The 18,351-nt window shown below is 69.6% G+C and carries 16 protein-coding genes; all 16 read left to right on the top strand.

All coding sequences use genetic code 11. The features are described 5' to 3' along the window. Window positions 1-275 precede the first annotated feature (275 nt). Window positions 276-776 carry a division/cell wall cluster transcriptional repressor MraZ gene (locus tag OXR60_RS17790; RefSeq protein ID WP_267397312.1) on the top strand — a complete coding sequence of 167 codons (501 nt, stop codon included), beginning with the start codon at window positions 276-278 and terminating at the stop codon, window positions 774-776. Beyond that, the gene (gene rsmH, locus OXR60_RS17785; RefSeq protein ID WP_267397311.1) at window positions 773-1,738 is read left to right on the top strand and encodes a 16S rRNA (cytosine(1402)-N(4))-methyltransferase RsmH; all 966 of its coding nucleotides are present in this window, start codon (window positions 773-775) and stop codon (window positions 1,736-1,738) included. The genes OXR60_RS17790 and rsmH overlap by 4 nt, the downstream gene beginning before the upstream one ends. After that, window positions 1,735-2,358 (top strand): hypothetical protein, encoded by a 624-nt coding sequence (locus tag OXR60_RS17780; protein ID WP_267397309.1) that lies wholly within the window; start codon window positions 1,735-1,737, stop codon window positions 2,356-2,358. Before rsmH ends, OXR60_RS17780 begins: the two co-directional genes overlap by 4 nt. After that, a complete protein-coding gene (locus tag OXR60_RS17775; protein ID WP_267397307.1) occupies window positions 2,355-4,070 on the top strand; it encodes a penicillin-binding protein 2 in 1,716 nt (571 codons plus the stop codon). Before OXR60_RS17780 ends, OXR60_RS17775 begins: the two co-directional genes overlap by 4 nt. Window positions 4,071-4,080: 10 nt before the next feature. After that, window positions 4,081-5,508: a UDP-N-acetylmuramoyl-L-alanyl-D-glutamate--2,6-diaminopimelate ligase gene (locus OXR60_RS17770; RefSeq protein WP_267397305.1), complete on the top strand. Its 1,428-nt coding sequence runs from the start codon at window positions 4,081-4,083 to the stop codon at window positions 5,506-5,508. Between the two features lie 28 nt (window positions 5,509-5,536). Beyond that, window positions 5,537-6,919 carry a UDP-N-acetylmuramoyl-tripeptide--D-alanyl-D-alanine ligase gene (gene murF, locus OXR60_RS17765; RefSeq protein ID WP_267397303.1) on the top strand — a complete coding sequence of 461 codons (1,383 nt, stop codon included), beginning with the start codon at window positions 5,537-5,539 and terminating at the stop codon, window positions 6,917-6,919. After that, entirely contained in the window at window positions 6,920-7,990 is a 1,071-nt protein-coding gene (gene mraY, locus OXR60_RS17760; RefSeq protein WP_267397301.1) for a phospho-N-acetylmuramoyl-pentapeptide-transferase, read from the top strand. Continuing rightward, window positions 7,987-9,282 (top strand): UDP-N-acetylmuramoyl-L-alanine--D-glutamate ligase, encoded by a 1,296-nt coding sequence (gene murD, locus OXR60_RS17755; protein ID WP_267397300.1) that lies wholly within the window; start codon window positions 7,987-7,989, stop codon window positions 9,280-9,282. Before mraY ends, murD begins: the two co-directional genes overlap by 4 nt. After that, window positions 9,279-10,511: a putative peptidoglycan glycosyltransferase FtsW gene (locus tag OXR60_RS17750; RefSeq protein WP_267397299.1), complete on the top strand. Its 1,233-nt coding sequence runs from the start codon at window positions 9,279-9,281 to the stop codon at window positions 10,509-10,511. Before murD ends, OXR60_RS17750 begins: the two co-directional genes overlap by 4 nt. Further along, window positions 10,496-11,650 carry an undecaprenyldiphospho-muramoylpentapeptide beta-N-acetylglucosaminyltransferase gene (gene murG, locus OXR60_RS17745; protein WP_267397298.1) on the top strand — a complete coding sequence of 385 codons (1,155 nt, stop codon included), beginning with the start codon at window positions 10,496-10,498 and terminating at the stop codon, window positions 11,648-11,650. The genes OXR60_RS17750 and murG overlap by 16 nt, the downstream gene beginning before the upstream one ends. Further along, on the top strand, window positions 11,647-13,074 hold the full coding sequence (murC, locus tag OXR60_RS17740; protein ID WP_267397297.1) for a UDP-N-acetylmuramate--L-alanine ligase: 1,428 nt from the start codon (window positions 11,647-11,649) through the stop codon (window positions 13,072-13,074). Before murG ends, murC begins: the two co-directional genes overlap by 4 nt. Next, on the top strand, window positions 13,071-13,970 hold the full coding sequence (murB, locus tag OXR60_RS17735; protein WP_267397296.1) for a UDP-N-acetylmuramate dehydrogenase: 900 nt from the start codon (window positions 13,071-13,073) through the stop codon (window positions 13,968-13,970). The genes murC and murB overlap by 4 nt, the downstream gene beginning before the upstream one ends. A 78-nt stretch (window positions 13,971-14,048) precedes the next feature. Next, on the top strand, window positions 14,049-15,002 hold the full coding sequence (locus OXR60_RS17730) for a D-alanine--D-alanine ligase (protein WP_267397295.1): 954 nt from the start codon (window positions 14,049-14,051) through the stop codon (window positions 15,000-15,002). Continuing rightward, window positions 14,999-15,928 (top strand): cell division protein FtsQ/DivIB, encoded by a 930-nt coding sequence (locus tag OXR60_RS17725; RefSeq protein WP_267397294.1) that lies wholly within the window; start codon window positions 14,999-15,001, stop codon window positions 15,926-15,928. Before OXR60_RS17730 ends, OXR60_RS17725 begins: the two co-directional genes overlap by 4 nt. Next, window positions 15,928-17,190, top strand: coding sequence for a cell division protein FtsA (gene ftsA / locus OXR60_RS17720; protein WP_267397293.1), 1,263 nt, complete (start codon window positions 15,928-15,930; stop codon window positions 17,188-17,190). Before OXR60_RS17725 ends, ftsA begins: the two co-directional genes overlap by 1 nt. Window positions 17,191-17,301: 111 nt before the next feature. Continuing rightward, window positions 17,302-18,351 (top strand): cell division protein FtsZ (gene ftsZ / locus OXR60_RS17715; protein WP_267397292.1); only part of this gene is annotated, 1,050 nt, incomplete at its 3' end.

The following is an 18,351-nucleotide window of genomic DNA, read 5'->3' as shown; positions in this document are numbered from 1 at the left end:
GGACGGTGCTCCAGCATCGGCAAAAAGCCGCCATTTTCCAAATCGTTGCGGGTCAATCGCATCGCCAGATCCGGGCGCAACCGCCGCCTTATTAACCTAGATTCGGGTGCAATTCCCCGACTTTCCCCAAAAATCCCGTTGCGTCCCCCCGGGCCCGTTGGTAACACGAGTTAACAGCGGGGCAGGTCTCACCGTCTGCGTTTTGCGCAGCGGCCGGAAGGCGACGACAGTCGTTTTTCGGGAGGGAATCCTGTGCGCCAGGGTGTGAGACGGGCGTGGCAGAAAGGGGCGACTATCAGGGACATGGTCTTGCTCTTGTCGACGACAAGGGCCGGGTGGCCATTCCCAACGCGCTCCGTGGTACGCTTGCCGACAACAGCCCGCGGGCCGATGGCAAGGATGGCGGCACCGTCATCATCGCGACCCATGAGGATCAGCCCTGCCTGATCGCCTATGACCCCGCCTATCTCGCCGAGCTCAAGCGCGAGCTGAACGAGCGCGTTGCGCTGTCGCGCGGGGCCGACGGCAAGATCGACCACAACATCAAGCGCGGCGGTGCCAATGGCGAAGCGGTGCCGTTCGACGGCTCCGGCCGATTCGTGATGCCGGGCTTCCCGCGCTTCTATGCCAACATCGGCAGCAACGCCTTCTTCTGGGGAACGCTCGACTATATCGAGATCTGGGATCCCAAGACGCTGATCTCCACCCCCGGCATCTCACGGCAGATGGTCGCGGCTTGCCATTATTACTGCCAGGAAAAGGGGATCACGCTGTGAGCCCCGAACAGACTGGCGCCCCGCACATCCCCGTGCTGCTCGACGAGGTGCTCGCCGCGCTTGCTCCCGCCCCGGGCGAGACGATGGTCGACGCGACGTTCGGCGCCGGCGGCTACACCCGTGCGATGCTCGGGTGCGGCGCGCGGGTGATCGCATTCGATCGCGATCCCGATGCGATCGCCGCCGGCGAGGCTGCGGGGCTCGACGGGCTGACGCTGGTTCACAGCGACTTTTCCGGGATGGAAGCCGCGCTGGCCGAGCGGGTCGACGGCGTGACCATGGATATCGGTGTGTCGTCGATGCAGCTCGACCAGGCCGAGCGCGGCTTCTCGTTCCAGTCCGACGGGCCGCTCGACATGCGGATGAGCCAGGCGGGGATGAGCGCGGCCGATTTCCTCAACGAGGCCGACGAGGCCGAGATCGCCGACGTCATCTATCATTATGGTGACGAGCCCAAGTCGCGCCGGGTGGCACGTGCGATCGTCGCGGCGCGGCCGCTGACGCGGACCGCGGAGCTCGCCCGGGTGGTACGCAAGGCGCTCGGCTACAAGCCTCACGACAAGAAGGACCCGGCGACGCGGACCTTCCAGGCGATCCGCATCCACATCAATCGCGAGCTCGGCGAGCTGGCCGACGGCCTAGCGGCGGCGGAGCGGGTGCTGAAGCCCGGCGGGCGGCTCGCGGTGGTGACCTTCCACAGCCTCGAGGACCGGCTGGTGAAGCGCTTTCTGCGCGAGCGCTCCGGCAACACCCCTTCAGGTTCCCGTCATCTGCCGCAGGCGATTGCCGCGGCGGCACCGAGTTTCGAGGATGTCGGCCGCGCGGTGCGCGCCGGCGAGGCCGAGCTGGCGCGCAACCCGCGCAGCCGCTCGGCGACGTTACGGATGGCGCTGCGGACGGCAGCGCCGGCCTGGTCCGATCAGGACCCGGTCCATCGGGGCACAACGGAGGTGAGCATATGACCGCGGCGTATCGGTTGAGGGGAGTGGGCTGGTTCGGCGGGTGCGTCGTGATCGTGCTCGGCTTCTATCTCGTGTCGCTGCAGGTCGCGGCGGAGCGCAAGAAGCTGGAAGGCGTCAACGACAAGATCGCCTCGGCGCAGCGCGACATTCGCGCGCTCGAGACCGAGTTCGATACGCGGGCCAACCTCGTCCAGCTCGAGAAGTGGAATGGCGAGACGCTGGCGCTGGCGTCGCCCACCGCCGACCAGTTCGTCTCCAGCGAGGCGGCCCTCGCCAGCCTCGACGTGACCCAGACCGGCCCCGCGGGCCTGCAGACCGCAGCGCTGGTGGTGCCGTCGCTGCCGACCGCGGCCGCCGTGCCGCTGCCGACCGCCGCGCCGCAGCCGGCGCTGCTGCAGGTCGCCGCGGCGATGCCCAAGGCCAAGCCGGCGGTGATCAAGGCGGTGGCGATGGAGAAGAGCGCGCCGATGCTCGCCAAGCTCAACGAGGCCGCGCGTGGCGCCGCCGCGGTCGCCAAGGTGCGCCCGCAGGCGGTGGCGATGCTCGACAACAAGCTGCTCTCCGACACCACCCTCGGCGACATCCTCATCGGTGCGCGCGCGGAGCGGCGCTTGCGGTGACCGCGCTCGTCGCCCGACCGATTGCCCAGCGCCGTAGCGCCACTCAGCGTCATGCGCTGGTGGCGACGTCGCACACCCGCCTGATGATGCTGATGCTGCTGTTCGCGGCGGCGATCCTGGTGGTGATCGGCCGGCTGGCGATGCTGGCGGCCTTCTCGGGGGAGGAGGCCAAGGAGCGCGTGGCGACGCTGGAGGCGCGCGGCGATATCGTCGATCGCAACGGCGCGCCGCTCGCGAGGACGATCGATGCCTGGACGATCGCGGTCCACCCCAAGAAGATCATCGGCGACAAGATGGAGATCGCCGCCAAGCTCGCTGCGCTGATGCCCGATCGCGGCGACCAGGCGTGGTTCTACGGCCAGCTGACCCGCAGCGCGAGCTTTGCCTATCTGCAGCGCCGCGCCTCGCCGGCGCTGGTGGAGCAGGTCAATGCGATCGGCGAGCCGGCGATCGTGTTCGCGCGCGAGACCCAGCGGCTCTACCCCGAGGCGACGCTCGCCGCCCATGCGCTCGGCTTCCTCTCCACCGATGGCCACGGCATGAGCGGGATGGAGCGGGTGCTCGACGAGCGGTTGCTCGATCCGGCGCAGGCAGGCAAGCCGATCGCGCTGTCGATCGACACCCGGGTGCAGGCGGCGATGGAAAGCGAGCTCGGCCGCGCGATGGGCACCTTCCAGGCGCGCGGTGGCGGCGGCATCGTGCTCGACGTCCACACCGGCGAGGTGCTGGCGATGGTGTCGCTGCCGACGTTCAACCCCAATCGCGTCGGCAAGTCCGGCGTCAACGAGCTGCGCAACATCACCACCCAGAGCGTGTTCGAGCTGGGATCGACCTTCAAGCCGATCACCATGGCGACGGCGATGGACACCGGCGTTGTCACCTCGCTCGCGCGCCGGTTCGACGCGACTCATCCGCTCAAGGTGGGCGGCTTCACCATTCACGACGAGCGCGGCGACCCCAAGCGCTGGCTGAACATGCCCGAGACGCTGATCTATTCGTCCAACATCGCCACCGCGCGGGTGGCGGACGAGGTGGGGCCGGAGCGGATGCAGACGATGTTCCGCAAGCTCGGCTTCGACACCAAGCCCGATATCGAGCTGCGCGAGAAGGGCCGGCCGCTGTGGCCGACCTATTGGGCGCGGACGACGACGATGACCACCGCCTACGGCCATGGCATCGCGGTGACGCCGCTGCATCTCGCCAGCGCCTATGCCGCGCTGGTCAACGGCGGGATCTGGCGGCCGGCGACGCTGATGAAGGTGGAGCCGGGCCATGCCGCGCAAGGGCGGCGGGTGATCAGCGAGGGCACCAGCGCGCGGATGCGGCAGATGCTGCGGCTGATCGTGCTGCGCGGCACCGGCCGCAAGGGCGATGCGCCGGGCTATCGCGTCGGCGGCAAAACCGGCACCGCCGAGGCTGCGGTGGCGGGCGGCTATGACCATTCGCGCAACGTCGCGACCTTTGCCGCGGCTTTCCCGATGGACGCACCGCGCTATGTGGTGCTGGCGATGCTCGATTCGCCGCAGGGTACCAAGGAGACGGGTGGGTGGAAGACCGCCGCATGGAATGCCGCCCCGGTGGTCGGCCGGACCATCTCGCGGATCGGCGCGACGCTGGGCGTGGTGCCCGATGCCCGGCGCGACATCGATGTCTCCGACATCACCCCGTTGCTGTGGCAGGCGCCCGGCGAAACCCCGGTGGACGGCCATTGAGGCCGGCGCGATGAAGCTCGGCGCGTTGGTCGACGCCGCCAGCGACGTGGGAGGGCAGGCGACCGTGACCGGCTTTGCGATCGATCATCGCAAGGTCGCTCCCGGGACGATCTTCGGTGCCTTTCAGGGCGCGCGGGTCAATGGCGAGGACTATATCGCCGAGGCGGTGCGGGCCGGCGCGATCGCGGTGGTGACGCGGCCGGGCGTCGCGGTGGAGGGCGCGGTGGCGATCCCCGCCGACAACCCGCGCGAGACGTTCGCGCAGCTCGCCGCAGCCTATTTCGCGCCGTTCCCGGCGATCGCGGTTGCCGTTACCGGGACCAACGGCAAGACCTCGACCGTCGAGATGACGCGGCAATTGTGGCGGATGGCGGGGCATCATGCCGCCTCGATCGGTACGCTGGGCGTCACGACCGCCGACGAGCAGGTCACCACCGGGTTGACCACGCCCGATGTCATCACCTTCCTTTCCAACGTCGCGGGGCTCGCGCGCGAGGGCGTGACGCATCTCGCCTTCGAGGCCTCGAGCCACGGGCTGACGCAATATCGTACCGAAGGGCTCAAGGTATCGGCGGCGGGGTTCACCAATCTCAGCCGCGACCATCTCGACTATCACGGCGACATGGCCGCCTATTTCACCGCCAAGGTGCGGCTGTTCTCCGAGGTGCTGAGCCTGGATGGCGCCGCTGTAGTGTGGGCGGACGACGAGCGTTCGCCGAGGGTGATCGATCTTGCCCATGAGCGCGGCAACCGGCTGCTCACCGTCGGCGAGCGTGGCCAGACGCTGCGGCTGGTCGAGCGCGAGCCGACGCTGCTCGGCCAGGGGCTGACGATCGAGGCGGAGGGGCAGCGCTATCGCGTCAACCTGCCGCTGATCGGCGCCTATCAGGCCGCCAACGCGCTGGTCGCGGCCGGGCTGGTGATCGCCACCGGCGGCGATGTCGCCGGCACGATCGCCAATCTCGCGCGGCTGCAGCCGGTGCGCGGGCGGCTGGAGCGCGCGGCGATCGCGCGCAGCGGTGCGCCGGTCTATGTCGATTATGCCCACACCCCCGATGCGCTGGAGGCGGCGATCGCGGCGCTGCGGCCGCATGTCGGCGGGCGGCTGATCGTCGCGTTCGGCGCCGGCGGCGACCGCGACCAGGGCAAACGCGAGCCGATGGGCGCCGCCGCGGTGGCGCTGGCAGACGTGGTGATCGTCACCGACGACAACCCGCGCAGCGAGGATGCCGCGGCGATCCGCGCCGACGTGCTGGCCGGCGCGATCGGCGCCCGCGAGATCGGCGACCGGCGCGCGGCGATCGCGGCGGCGGTCGGCGAGGCGGGGCCGGAGGACATCGTGCTGATCGCGGGCAAGGGGCACGAGCAGGGGCAGATCGTCGGCGATCTGGTGTTGCCGTTTGACGATGTATCGGTCGCGCGGGAGTATGCGGCGTGAGCGCAGCCCCCCGTCTGGATGTTACCGCATGACCTTGTGGACCGCCGCCGAGATCGCGACGGCGACGAACGGCAACGCCTCGGCCGACTTCGCGGTCGCCGGGGTCGCCTTCGACAGCCGCGAGGTCGGCCCGGGCGACCTGTTCGTGGCGCTGACCGGCGAGAGCACCGATGGCCATCGCTTCCTCGACGGCGCGTTCGCCCAGGGCGCCGCGGGCGCGATCGCCAGCGCCGCCACCGGGCACCCGCACGTCCGCGTCGCCGATACGTTTGCGGCGCTCAACGATCTCGGCCGGGCGAGCCGGGCGCGCAGCACGGCGCGGATCATCGGCGTCACCGGTTCGGTCGGCAAGACCAGCGCCAAGGAGGCATTGTTCGCGGCGCTCGATCGCGGCGCGCCGGGCGAGGTGCACCGCTCGGTCAAGAGCTACAACAATCACACCGGCGTGCCGCTGAGCCTCGCCCGGATGCCGCGGACCGCGCGGTTTGGCGTGTTCGAGATGGGGATGAACCACGCCGGCGAGCTGGCGGCGCTGACCCGGCTGGTGCGCCCGCACATCGCGATCATCACCGCGATCGCGCCGGCGCATACGGCCTTCTTTCCCGACGAGAGCGCGATCGCCGATGCCAAGGGCGAGATCTTCCAGGGCCTCGAGCCCGGCGGGGTCGCGATCGTTCCCTTCGACAGCCCGCATCGCGACCGGCTGATCGCCGCGGCGACGCCGCATGCCGGCCGGATCGTCACCTTCGGGCTCGACAAGGGCGCCGACGTGCGGGCGCTCGAGTCGATGCGGCTGCCGAGCGGGGCCTCGTTCGTCACCGCGCGGGTGGGCGAGCGCGAGCTCTCCTTCACGCTGTCGCAGCCGGGGATGCACTGGGTGTCCAACGCGCTGGCGGTGATCGCGGCGGTAGACGCCGCGGGCGGCGATCTCGGCCTCGCCGGGCTGGCGCTCGCCGATCTCGGCGGGCTCGCCGGGCGCGGCGCGCGGTTCACCGTGCCTGCCGGGAACGAGGGCACCGGTGGCGAGGCACTGGTGATCGACGAAAGCTACAACGCCAATCCCTCGTCGATGCGCGCAACGCTGGCGGTGCTCGGCGCCGAGCCGGGCCGGCACCTCGCGGTGCTCGGCGAGATGCGCGAGCTCGGTGCTGCCTCGGCCGATTATCATGCGGGCCTCGCCGAGCCGATCCTCGCCGCGCGCGTCGAGACGGCAGTGCTGGTCGGTGAAGCGATGGCGCCGCTGGCCGAAACGCTTGAGCATCGAATCAATGTCGTCCATGTGCCCGATGCTGCGACGGCGCTGGCCCGGATCCGGGGGCTGCTCGGCCCGGGAGACGCGGTGCTCGTCAAGGGATCGAATGGGGTGGGGCTGTCGCGCGTCATCGCGGGGCTCAAGGGCGGAACGACGTAGATGCTATATTGGATCGCCGCGCATCTGGGTTTCCCCCATGTGCTAAACCTCATCCGCTACCAGTCCTTTCGCTCGGGCGCGGCGGTGGCGACCGCGCTGCTGATCGGGCTGATCATCGGCCCCAAGTTCATCGGCTGGCTTCGGGTGCGCCAGGGCAAGGGTCAGCCGATCCGCGCCGACGGGCCGCAGACCCATCTCGCCAAGCGTGGCACGCCGACGATGGGCGGGCTGATGATCCTCACCTCGATGGTGCTGGCGATCCTGATCTGGATGGACCTCAGCAACCCCTATGTGTGGGCATGCCTGTTCGTGACCCTCGGCTTTGGCGCGATCGGCTTCCTCGACGATTACGACAAGGTGAAGAAGGCGAGCACCGCCGGCGTGCCCGGGCGGGTGCGGCTGCTGCTGGAGTTCGCCATCGCCGGGATCGCCTCGTGGATCATCATGGGCCAGAACGGGCCGCACCTGTTCCTGCCCTTCACCGACGGCGTCTACCTCAACCTCGGCTATGCCTTCCCGATCTTCGGCGCGTTCACGATCGTCGCCTTCGGCAATGCGGTGAACCTCACCGACGGGCTCGACGGCCTCGCGACGATGCCGGTGATCATCGCCAGCGTCGCCTTCATGCTGATCGCCTATCTCGCCGGCAACGCCAAGTTCGCGACCTACCTCGGCATTCCGCACGTGCCGGGCGCGGGCGAGCTGGCGATCTTCTGCGGCGCGGTGATCGGCGCGGGACTCGCCTTCCTGTGGTTCAACGCGCCGCCGGCGGCGGTGTTCATGGGCGACACCGGCAGCCTCGCGCTTGGCGGCGCGCTTGGCACGATCTCGGTGGTCGCGCACCATGAGATCGTGCTCGGGATCATCGGCGGCCTGTTCGTGGTCGAGGCCTTGTCGGTGATCATCCAGGTGTTCTTCTACAAGCGCACCGGCAAGAGGGTGTTCCGCATGGCGCCGATCCACCATCATTTCGAGCAACTGGGCTGGAGCGAGCCGACCGTGGTGATCCGCTTCTGGATCATCAGCCTGGTGCTGGCGCTTGCCGGCCTCTCGACGTTGAAACTGCGGTGATCACCAGCCGCGCCTGGAGCGGGCAACGCTACGCGGTGCTCGGGCTCGCCCGATCGGGGCTGTCGACCGCGAAGGCGCTGGCGGCGGCGGGGGCGCATGTCGTCGCCTGGGACACGGACCCCGGCGCGCGCGAGCGGGCCGGGCGGATCGACGGCGTGATGGTCCACGACCTCGAGAAGCTGCAGCTCGACGGCGCGGCCGGGCTGGTGGTGTCGCCGGGCGTTCCCCTCGACGGTCATGTGGTGGTGACGCGGGCGCGGGCCGCCGGGGTGCCGGTGATCGGCGACATCGAGCTGTTTGCCCAAGCCCGGGCGGAGCTGCCCGCCCACAAGGTGGTGGGGATCACCGGCACCAACGGCAAGTCGACCACCTCAGCGCTGGTCCACCACATCCTCGAGAGCGCCGGCGTGCCGACGCTGATGGGCGGCAACATCGGGCTGCCGATCCTCGGCCAGGCGCCGCTCGCCGAGGGCGGGGTCTATGTGCTCGAGCTCTCGAGCTACCAGATCGATCTCACCCAGACGCTGGACTGCGATGTCGCGGTGCTGCTCAACATCACCCCCGACCATCTCGACCGCTACGACGGGTTCGAGGGCTATGCCGCCTCCAAGGCGCGGCTGTTCGCGATGCAGGCGGCCGATCACGCCGCGGTGATCGGGATCGGCGACGCACCCTCGGCGGCGATCGCGCGGACGCTGTCGGCGCGCGGCGAGCATCTCACCAAGATCGCGCCGGGCGTGTGCATGTTCCAAGGTGCCTGGCCGGCGCTGCAGGGCCCGCACAACGCCCAGAACGCGCTGGCGGCGATCGCCGTTGCCAAGGCGCTGGGCGTCGCCGAAGCCGACATCGACCGCGGGCTGGCGAGTTTCACCGGCCTGCCGCACCGGATGGAGCGGATCGGCGAGATCGCCGGCGTCGCCTATGTCGACGACAGCAAGGCGACCAACCCCGAGAGCACCGCGCCCGCGCTCGGCGCATTCGCGCGGGTGCATTGGATCGTCGGCGGCCGTGCCAAGAGCGACGATCTCGACGCCTGCGCGCCTTATTTCTCCCATGTCGCCGCCGCTTATACGATCGGCGAGGCAGGCCCGCGGTTCGCCGAGCTGCTCCGCGGGCAGGTGCCCGTCGTCGAGCAGGCGGTGACGCTGGAGGCGGCGGTGCGCCATGCCGCCGCCGCCGCCCGGCCGGGCGACACGGTGCTGCTGTCGCCGGCCTGCGCCAGTTTCGACCAGTTTCGCGACTATGAGCAACGGGGCGACGCGTTCCGCGCCGCGGTGGAGGCGCTGGCATGACCGATGCGCGGGCAGGGACGATCGAGGGCGATTCGCTGATCGCCAAGGTCCGGCGACGGGGCGGCCGCGGCGATCGGTCGCCGCTCGGCACCTGGTTCTGGGACATCGACCGGATGCTGCTGCTGCTGACGCTGTTCCTGATCGCGATCGGGCTGGTCTCGGTGGCGGCGGCGAGCCCCGCGACCGCGGTGCGCTATTCGGGCGAGCACCGCCATTTCGCGCCGCTCTATTACTTCTGGCGGCAGCTGATCTGGGTGGGCGTGTCGCTGCCGGTGTTGTTCGGCGTCTCGATGCTGCCGGTGCCGCTGGCGCGGCGGCTGGCGCTGGTCGGCACGGCCGTGCTCGTCGTGCTGCTGGCGCTGACGCCGTTCGTCGGCGCTAGCATCAACGGCGCGCGGCGCTGGATCGGCTATGGCTTTGCGCAGCTGCAGCCGTCGGAGTTCCTGAAACCCTTCTTCATCGTCACGGTCGCCTGGCTGCTGTCGCTCAAGGCCAAGGACCAGGAGCTGCCGACGGTGGTGATCACCGGGGCGATGACCGCGCTGATCGCGGTGATGCTGATGCTGCAGCCCGATTTCGGCCAGACGGTGATCTTCTGCACGGTGTGGCTGGCGCTGCTGATGATCGCGGGCACGCCGATGCGGGTGCTTGCCGGGATCGTCGCGATGGTGCCGATCGGGCTCGCCTGCGCCTATCTGTTCTACGGCGTGGCGCGCTCGCGGATCGATGCGTTCCTGTTCCCCGGGATCGATGGCGAGGGCGCGGGCGATCACTTCCAGACCAATGCCGCGCATGCGACGATCACCGCCGGCGGGCTGACCGGCACGGGGCCGGGCGGCGGCGTCGCCAAGTTCGGGCTGCCCGAAGCGCATACCGATTACATCTTCTCGGTGATCGGCGAGGAATTCGGGCTGATCGCGTGCATGATCGTCGCGCTGGTGTTCCTCGCCATCGTCGTGCGGGTGTTCGTCAAGCTGCTCGACGAGCAGGATGAGTTCAAGCTGCTTGCCGCCTCTGGCCTTGCCGTGCAATTCGGCGCGCAGGCGCTGGTGAGCATGGCGGTGAACACGGGCCTCGCGCCGTCCAAGGGGATGACGCTGCCGTTCATCAGCTATGGCGGCTCGTCGATGATCGCGCTGTCGATCGGCATGGGGCTGCTGCTTGCGTTCACGCGGCGCAACCCGTTCCTGACGCGCAGCCCGTATGTGGTGAAATGGGGCACACAGTGAGCAAGCATTACGTTCTCGCCGCCGGCGGCACCGGGGGGCACATGGTTCCCGCCGCGGCGCTGGCGGGGGAATTGATCCGGCGCGGGCATCGGGTGGCGCTGGTTAGCGACGCACGCGGGGTGCGCTTCCCCGAGCTGTTCGACGGCGTGCAGACCCATGTGCTGCCGGCGGGGCGCTTCCAGGTGAAGCGGCCGCAGGGCTGGCCGAGCGCGGCGCGCGAGATGCTGCGCGGGCGCGCGATGGCGCGCGAACTGTATCGCACCTTCAAGCCTGCCGCGGTGATCGGCTTTGGTGGCTATCCGGCATTGCCAGCGCTGATGGCGGCGTTCGCCGACAACATCCCGACCGCGGTGCACGAGCAGAATGCGGTGCTCGGCCGGGTCAACCGCCTGGTCGCGAGCCGGGTGGGGGCGATCGCCACTTCCTATCGCCAGACGCTGCGGCTGGCGCCGAAGTTCTTCGCCAAATCGCATCTCGTCGGCAATCCGGTGCGCGAGGCGGTGCTTGCGCTGCGCGCCAAGCCCTATCCGTTGCTCGAGGAAGACGGCATCTTCCGCGTGCTCGTCACCGGCGGCAGCCAGGGCGCGAGCATCCTCAGCCAGGTGGTGCCCGATGGCCTCGCGATGCTCCCGGTCACCTTTCGCCGCCGGCTGCAGGTGACGCACCAGGCACGGATCGAGGATATCGATGCGGTGCGGGCGAAATATGCCGAGCACCAAATCCCCGCCGAGCTCGCCACCTATCTGCCCGACATGCCCGAGCAGCTCGCCTGGGCGCATCTGGTGATCGCGCGCGCCGGCGCCTCGACGATCGCCGAGCTGACCGCCGCCGGGCGCCCCGCGATCCTGGTGCCGCTGCCGAGCGCGACCGACGACCACCAGACCGTTAACGCGCGCGAGGTGACCCAGGCGGGCGGCGCGCGCACCATCGCCCAGCCGGAGTTCACCGCGGTCGAGCTCGCCAAGCAGATGCAGAAGCTGGGGCTCGACCCGACCGCGCTGGAAAATGCCGCAGGCCGCGCCAAGAGCGTCGGCCGGCCGCGGGCGGTGAGCGATTTCGCCGATCTGGTCGAGAGCCTGGACTCTCCCGCGTCGCCGCTGCCGGTCGGCAAGGCGCAGACCAAGGCGGCGTTCGCGTGAAGGGGGTCGCAACCGACATCGGCACGATCCATTTCGTCGGCATCGGCGGGATCGGCATGTCCGGCATCGCCGAGGTGATGAAGAACCTCGGCTACACGGTGCAGGGCTCCGATGCCGCCGAGGGCTATGTGGTGCAGGGGCTGCGCGACAAGGGCATCCCGGTGATGATCGGCCATGCCGCGAGCAACGTCGACGATGCCGCGGTGGTGGTGGTCTCGACCGCGATCACGCGCACCAACCCCGAGGTCGAAGCCGCGCTCGAGCGGCGGGTGCCGGTGGTACGGCGCGCCGAGATGCTCGCCGAGCTGATGCGGCTCAAGTCGACGGTCGCGGTGGCCGGGACGCACGGCAAGACCACGACGACGTCGATGGTCGCGGCGCTGCTCGACGCCGGCGGGGTGGATCCGACCGTGATCAACGGCGGCATCATCAACTCCTACGGCTCGAACGCCCGGCTCGGCGCGAGCGACTGGATGGTGGTCGAGGCCGACGAGAGCGACGGCAGCTTCCTGCGGCTCGACGGCACGATTGCGGTGGTCACCAACATCGATCCCGAGCATCTCGATCACTACGGCTCGTTCGAGGCGGTGAAGGACGCGTTTGTCGAATTCGTCGAAAACGTGCCCTTCTATGGCGCGGCGCTGCTGTGCCTCGATCACCCCGAGGTGCAGAACGTGCTGCCGCGGGTGCGCGACCGGCGGGTGGTGACCTACGGCTTTTCTGCCCAAGCAGACGTGCGCGGCGTCAACGTCCAGCCGATTCCGGGCGGCAATCGCTTCGAGTGCATCGTGCGCAGCCGCGACGGCGCGACACGATCGATCGAGGGAATCGAGCTGCCGATGCCCGGGCGGCACAATGTCCAGAACGCGCTCGCCGCGATCGGCGTCGCGCTCGAGCTCGGGATCGACGATGCGACCATCCAGCAGGGCTTCTCGAAGTTCGGCGGGGTCAAGCGGCGCTTCACCAAGGTCGGCGAGGTCGCCGTCGCCGATGGCGGCAGCGCGACGATCATCGACGATTACGGCCATCATCCGGTCGAGATCCGCGCGGTGCTCGCGGCCGCGCGCGAGGGCGCGCAAGGCCGGGTGATCGCGGTGGTGCAGCCGCATCGCTACTCGCGGCTCGGCAACCTGATGGAGGATTTCCAGACCGCGTTCAACGATGCCGACCGGGTGCTGGTGACGCCGGTCTATGCCGCGGGAGAGGCGCCGGTGGAGGGTGTCTCCGCCGACGCGCTGGTCGAGGGACTGAAGCGGCGCGGGCACCGCTCGGCGGCGGTCGTCGCCGATGCGCACTCGCTTGCGGCCGAGCTGGCGGGCACGCTGCGCGCCGACGACATGGTGGTGTGCCTGGGCGCGGGCGACATCACCAAATGGGCGGCGGGGCTCGCGGACGGGATCGCTGCCCAGCCGGTGGCGGCGTGAGCGCTGCGGCGGCGACACTCCCCGCGGCGAAGGGGAAGGTCGAGCCGCAGGGCAGCCTTGCCGATTTCATCTGGTTCCGCACCGGCGGGCCGGCGGAGTGGCTGTTCCGGCCCGCCGACGCCGAGGATCTTGCGGCCTTCCTGCGCGACCTCGATCCCGCCGTGCCGGTGCTGCCGGTGGGCGTCGGCTCCAATCTGATCGTTCGCGACGGCGGGGTGCCGGGCGTGGTGGTGCGGCTGCCCAAGGCGATGGCCACGGTGTCGGTCGCCGATGGCCTGGTACGCGCGGGCGGCGCGGCGATGGGGATCAGCGTCGCCAGCGCGGCGCGGGACGCGGGGATTGCGGGACTCGAATTCCTGCGCGGGATCCCCGGCACGATCGGTGGCGCGGTGCGGATGAACGCGGGTGCGTATGGCCGCGATACCAGCGACATCCTGGTCGAGGTGACGGTCGTGACGCGCGAGGGCAGGGTCGAGACCTGGCCGGCGGCGCGGCTCGGCTACACCTATCGTCACTCCGACCTGCCGGTGGGCGCGGTGGTGGTCGAGGCGCTGTTGTCGGGGACGCCGGGCGATCCGGCGACGATCGGCGCCGAGATGGACCGGATCGCCGCCGAGCGCGAAGCCTCGCAGCCGCTGCGCAGCCGCACCGGTGGCTCGACCTTCAAGAATCCCGACGGGCACAAGGCGTGGGCGCTGATCGATGCCGCCGGCTGCCGGGGGCTGACCCGCGGCGAGGCGCAGGTTTCGGAAAAGCATTGTAACTTCCTGCTCAACCTGGGCAACGCTGCCGCGGCGGACATCGAAGCGCTCGGCGAGGACGTGCGCGCGCGGGTCAAGGCGCAGTCCGGCGTCGAGCTCGAATGGGAAATCCAGCGGATCGGGGTGGCGGCGTGACCGGCGCGGCGCGATGGCATGTGAGTGCGCGTTGCGGATGCGGCAACGACGACTTTAGCGGAATGACGGAGTGTGCGTGTGACTGAGGCCCTTCACATCGTGGTGCTGATGGGCGGCTGGTCGGCCGAGCGCGAGGTATCGTTGCTGTCGGGCAAAGGCGTCGCCGAGGCGCTCGAGAGCCTGGGTCATCGCGTCACGCGGATCGACATGGACCGCGATGTCGCGCGCGCGCTGGCGGCGGCGCAGCCCGATCTCGTCTTCAACGCGCTCCACGGCACGCCTGGCGAGGATGGCAGCGTCCAGGGCATGCTCGACCTGATGGGCATCCCCTACACCCATTCGGGGCTCGCGACCTCGGTGGTGGCGATCGATAAGGTGCTGACTAAGCAGGTGCTGGTGCCGCACGGCGTGCCGATGCCGGGTGGCCGGATCGTCAAGTCCGCCGAGATCTTCGAACGCGATCCGCTGCAGCGGCCCTATGTGCTGAAGCCCGTCAACGAAGGCTCGTCGGTGGGTGTCGCGATCGTCACCGATGACGGCAATTACGGCAATCCGATCGGCCGCGACGTGCAAGGCCCCTGGCAGGCGTTCGACGAACTGCTCGCCGAGCCCTATGTCCGCGGCCGCGAACTGACCACGGCGGTGCTGGGCACGCGGGCGCTGGGCGTCACCGAGCTCAAGCCCAAGAACGGCTGGTACGATTTCGACGCCAAATACACCGACGGGCTCACCGAACACGTCTGCCCCGCCGAGATCCCCGACGAGATCGCCGAGGCGTGCAGGTCGGTGGCGCTGGAGGCGCATCGGCTGCTCGGCTGCAAGGGCGCGTCGCGCTCCGACTTCCGCTGGGACGACGAACGCGGGCTCGACGGGCTGTTCCTGCTCGAGGTCAACACCCAGCCGGGCATGACCCCCTTGAGCCTGGTGCCCGAACAGGCGAAGCATGTCGGCATGAGCTATCCCGACCTGGTCCAGGCGATCGTCGACGAGGCGCTGGCGGATGCCGCGGCGGCGCGGGAGCGGCGGGGGTGAGCCGCACCATCAAGCGCGGGCCGCCGCCTAAGCGCCCGGCGCCGCGGCGCAAGCAGCCGGTGAAGAAGGTATCGGTGCTCGACCGGCTGATCGGCATGATGCCGGTGAGCGAGGAAACGTTGCGCAAGGCGGCGACCTGGACCTTCACCGGCGTCGCGGTTGCGGCGGTGCTCGCCGGGGTGACGTGGATCGGCGTGCCCGGGATGATCGGCACTGCGATCGCCGAGGGTGCGGGGCGCGCCGGGTTCCGCGTCGAGGAGATCGAGGTCACCGGCCTCAAGCGGATGGACCGGATGAGCGTCTATGCGGTCGCGCTCGACCAGCAGAGCCGCGCGATGCCGCTGGTGGATCTCGAATCGGTGCGCCAGAAGCTGCTGCGCTATGGCTGGATCGCGGATGCGCATGTGTCGCGGCGGCTGCCGGACACGCTGCTGGTCGACATCGTCGAGCGAACGCCGGCGGCGGTGTGGCAGGACAATGGCCAGCTGACGCTGATCGATGCCGCGGGCGTGCTGCTCGAGCCGGTGCAGCCCGACGCGATCCCCGATCTGCCGCTGGTGATCGGCCCGGGCGCCGACCGGCAGGAGCCGGGCTACCAGACGCTGCTCGCCGCGGCGCCGGCGCTCAAACCCCGGGTCAAGGCGGCGACCTGGATCGGCAACCGGCGCTGGGACCTCACCTTCGACAGCGGCGAGACGCTGGCGTTGCCGGAGGATGGCGCGCCGGCGGCGTTGCTCAAGTTTGCCGAGCTCGATGGCGCGCGACCGCTGCTGGGGCGCGGCTGGATCCGCTTCGACATGCGTGATCCGGCAAAGTTGGTGGCGCGCAAGCCAGGTGCTAACATGGCCCGCGCGATGCCGACGCCGAGCGAGAGCGCGGCGCCGGCGGCAACGACAACTGACACTCAACCCGGGGTTGAAGGCTGATGGCGAAGGTAGCACCGGAAGGACTGATCACCGCGCTCGATATCGGCTCGTCGAAGGTATCGGCGATGATCGCGCAGAAGGGCGACGGCGGCGAGCTGATCGTGCTCGGCACCGGCCAGCGCGAGAGCCGCGGCGTCAAGCGCGGCTACATCGCCGACATGGGCGCGACCGAGGCCGCAGTGCGGGAAGCTGTCGAGCAGGCCGAGCGGATCGCCGGGATTAATATTGAAAATGTCTGGGTGGGCTTTTCCGCCGGTGGGCTGGTCAGCGATGTTGCCGAGGTCGAGTTCGAGCTCGGCGGCCATCGCGTCGAGCAGCAGGACATTGACGCGCTGCTCGCCGCGGGGCGCAACTCGATCGACCCGCAGGGGCGGATGGTGCTCCACGCGCAGCCGGCGCTGTACACGCTCGACGGGCTGACCGGGGTCAAGAAGCCGCTCGGGCTGCATGCCGACCGGCTCGGCGTCCACATCCATGTCGTCGCCGCCGACGGCTCGCCGGTGCGCAACCTCGACCTGTGCGTGCGCTCGGCGCACCTCGAGGTGAAATCGATCATCGCCTCGCCGGTCGCGACCGGGCTCGCCTGCCTCAGCGAGGAAGAGCGCGAGCTGGGCGTCGCGCTGGTGGAGCTCGGCGCGGGGATCACCAACGTCTCGCTGTTCGCCGGCGGCATGCTCGTCGGCCTGTGCTCGCTGGCGATGGGCGGGCAGGACATCACCGACGACATCGCCTCCGCCTTCGGCACCCGCCGCGCGCAGGCGGAGCGGATGAAATGCTTCCACGGCTCGGCCAATGCGTCCCCGCGCGACAATCACGAGATGATCCCGGTGATGCCGATCGCCGCCGAGGACGACGAGCATGGCGGGATGCAGATCACCAAGGCGCAGCTGATCGGCGTCGTCCGCCAGCGGCTGGAGCATCAGATCGGCGAGATCCGCAAGGCGCTGGCGCAGCTCAAATTCGAAGGGCCGGTAGGGCGCCAGGTGGTGCTGACCGGCGGCGGCGCCGAGCTGAAGGGCATTGCCGATTATGCGCAGCAGGCGCTCGGCCGCTCGGTGCGGATCGGCCGGCCGCGCGGGCTGACCGCGCTGCCGGAGGCACATGGTGGCCCGGCATTCGCGACGCTGGCGGGCCTGGCCTTCTACGCCGCGACCGACCCGATCGACCTGCGCGGCATCGCCGCCCAGCCACAAACCGTTCATCGGCAGAAGGGCATGGGCATGATGCGAAAGTTGATCCAGGCGGCGCGCGCGAATTATTGAACTTTGGTGACGTTGCGCATGTGTTTTCAGTGGTACAGCGCGACCCATTGAGGCAAAAGGTTAATTGAGCCCCGGCGTCGATCACCGGGTGGGGCGGAGAAAGTTTAGGCCATGAGCATCGAATTCATCACTCCCGAGGTCGACGAGCTGACGCCGCGTATCGCGGTGATCGGTGTCGGCGGAGCCGGCGGCAACGCCATCGCCAACATGATGCGCGCCGACGTCCAGGGGGTCGATTTCCTGGTGGCGAACACCGATGCGCAGGCCCTCAAGAGCTCGATCGCGCCGCAGCGCATCCAGCTCGGCGCCAAGATCACCCAGGGGCTGGGCGCCGGATCGCGCCCCGAGATCGGCCGCGCGGCGGCTGAAGAGACGATCGACGATCTCGCCAAGCGGCTCGAGGGCGCACACATGTGCTTCATCGCCGCGGGCATGGGCGGCGGCACTGGCACCGGCGCCGCGCCGGTGATCGCCAAGGCTGCCCGCGACATGGGCATCCTGACGGTGGGTGTGGTCACCAAGCCGTTCTCCTTCGAGGGCAACCGCCGCGCCAAGAGCGCCGACGGCGGCATCGAGGAGCTGCAGAAGTATGTCGATACGCTGATCGTCATCCCCAACCAGAACCTCTTCCTGATCGCCAATGCGAACACGACCTTCAAGGAAGCGTTCGAGATGGCCGACGAGGTGCTGCAGCAGGGCGTGCGCGGCATCACCGACCTGATGGTGATGCCCGGCCTGATCAACCTCGACTTCGCCGACGTCCGCTCGGTGATGCAGGAGATGGGCAAGGCGATGATGGGCACCGGCGAGGCGAGCGGCGACAACCGCGCGCTCGAGGCCGCGCAGAAGGCGATCGCCAACCCGCTGCTCGACGGCGTCAGCATGCAGGGCGCCAAGGGCGTGATCATCTCGATCACCGGTGGCGACGACATGCGCCTGCTCGAGGTGGACGAGGCCGCCAACCACATCCGCGACCTGGTCGATCCCGATGCCAACATCATCTGGGGTTCGGCGTTCAATCCCGAGCTCGAGGGCAAGATCCGCGTCAGCGTGGTCGCCACCGGCATCGAGGCGCAGGAGCGCCCGGTGACGCCGCCGGGTGCCGAGACGACCAAGTCGTTCAGCTTCGGCATGGGCCGCAAGACCGACGACAACACCTCG

It is taken from the genome of Sphingomonas sp. GC_Shp_5, assembly GCF_026540855.1.
In the GTDB taxonomy this organism is placed as follows: Bacteria; Pseudomonadota; Alphaproteobacteria; order Sphingomonadales; family Sphingomonadaceae; genus Sphingomonas.
Note: the sequence above shows the minus strand (reverse complement) of the source record. Positions and strands in the feature narration are given on the sequence as shown.

What these genes read in the sequence shown, in the direction of transcription:
- OXR60_RS17780 (WP_267397309.1), top strand. Translation starts at nt 1,735, where the DNA reads ATGACCGCGGCGTATCGGTTGAGGGGAGTGGGCTGGTTCGGCGGGTGC.
- OXR60_RS17770 (WP_267397305.1), top strand. Translation starts at nt 4,081, where the DNA reads ATGAAGCTCGGCGCGTTGGTCGACGCCGCCAGCGACGTGGGAGGGCAG.
- murF (WP_267397303.1), top strand. Translation starts at nt 5,537, where the DNA reads ATGACCTTGTGGACCGCCGCCGAGATCGCGACGGCGACGAACGGCAAC.
- mraY (WP_267397301.1), top strand. Translation starts at nt 6,920, where the DNA reads ATGCTATATTGGATCGCCGCGCATCTGGGTTTCCCCCATGTGCTAAAC.
- OXR60_RS17750 (WP_267397299.1), top strand. Translation starts at nt 9,279, where the DNA reads ATGACCGATGCGCGGGCAGGGACGATCGAGGGCGATTCGCTGATCGCC.
- murG (WP_267397298.1), top strand. Translation starts at nt 10,496, where the DNA reads ATGGGGCACACAGTGAGCAAGCATTACGTTCTCGCCGCCGGCGGCACC.
- ftsA (WP_267397293.1), top strand. Translation starts at nt 15,928, where the DNA reads ATGGCGAAGGTAGCACCGGAAGGACTGATCACCGCGCTCGATATCGGC.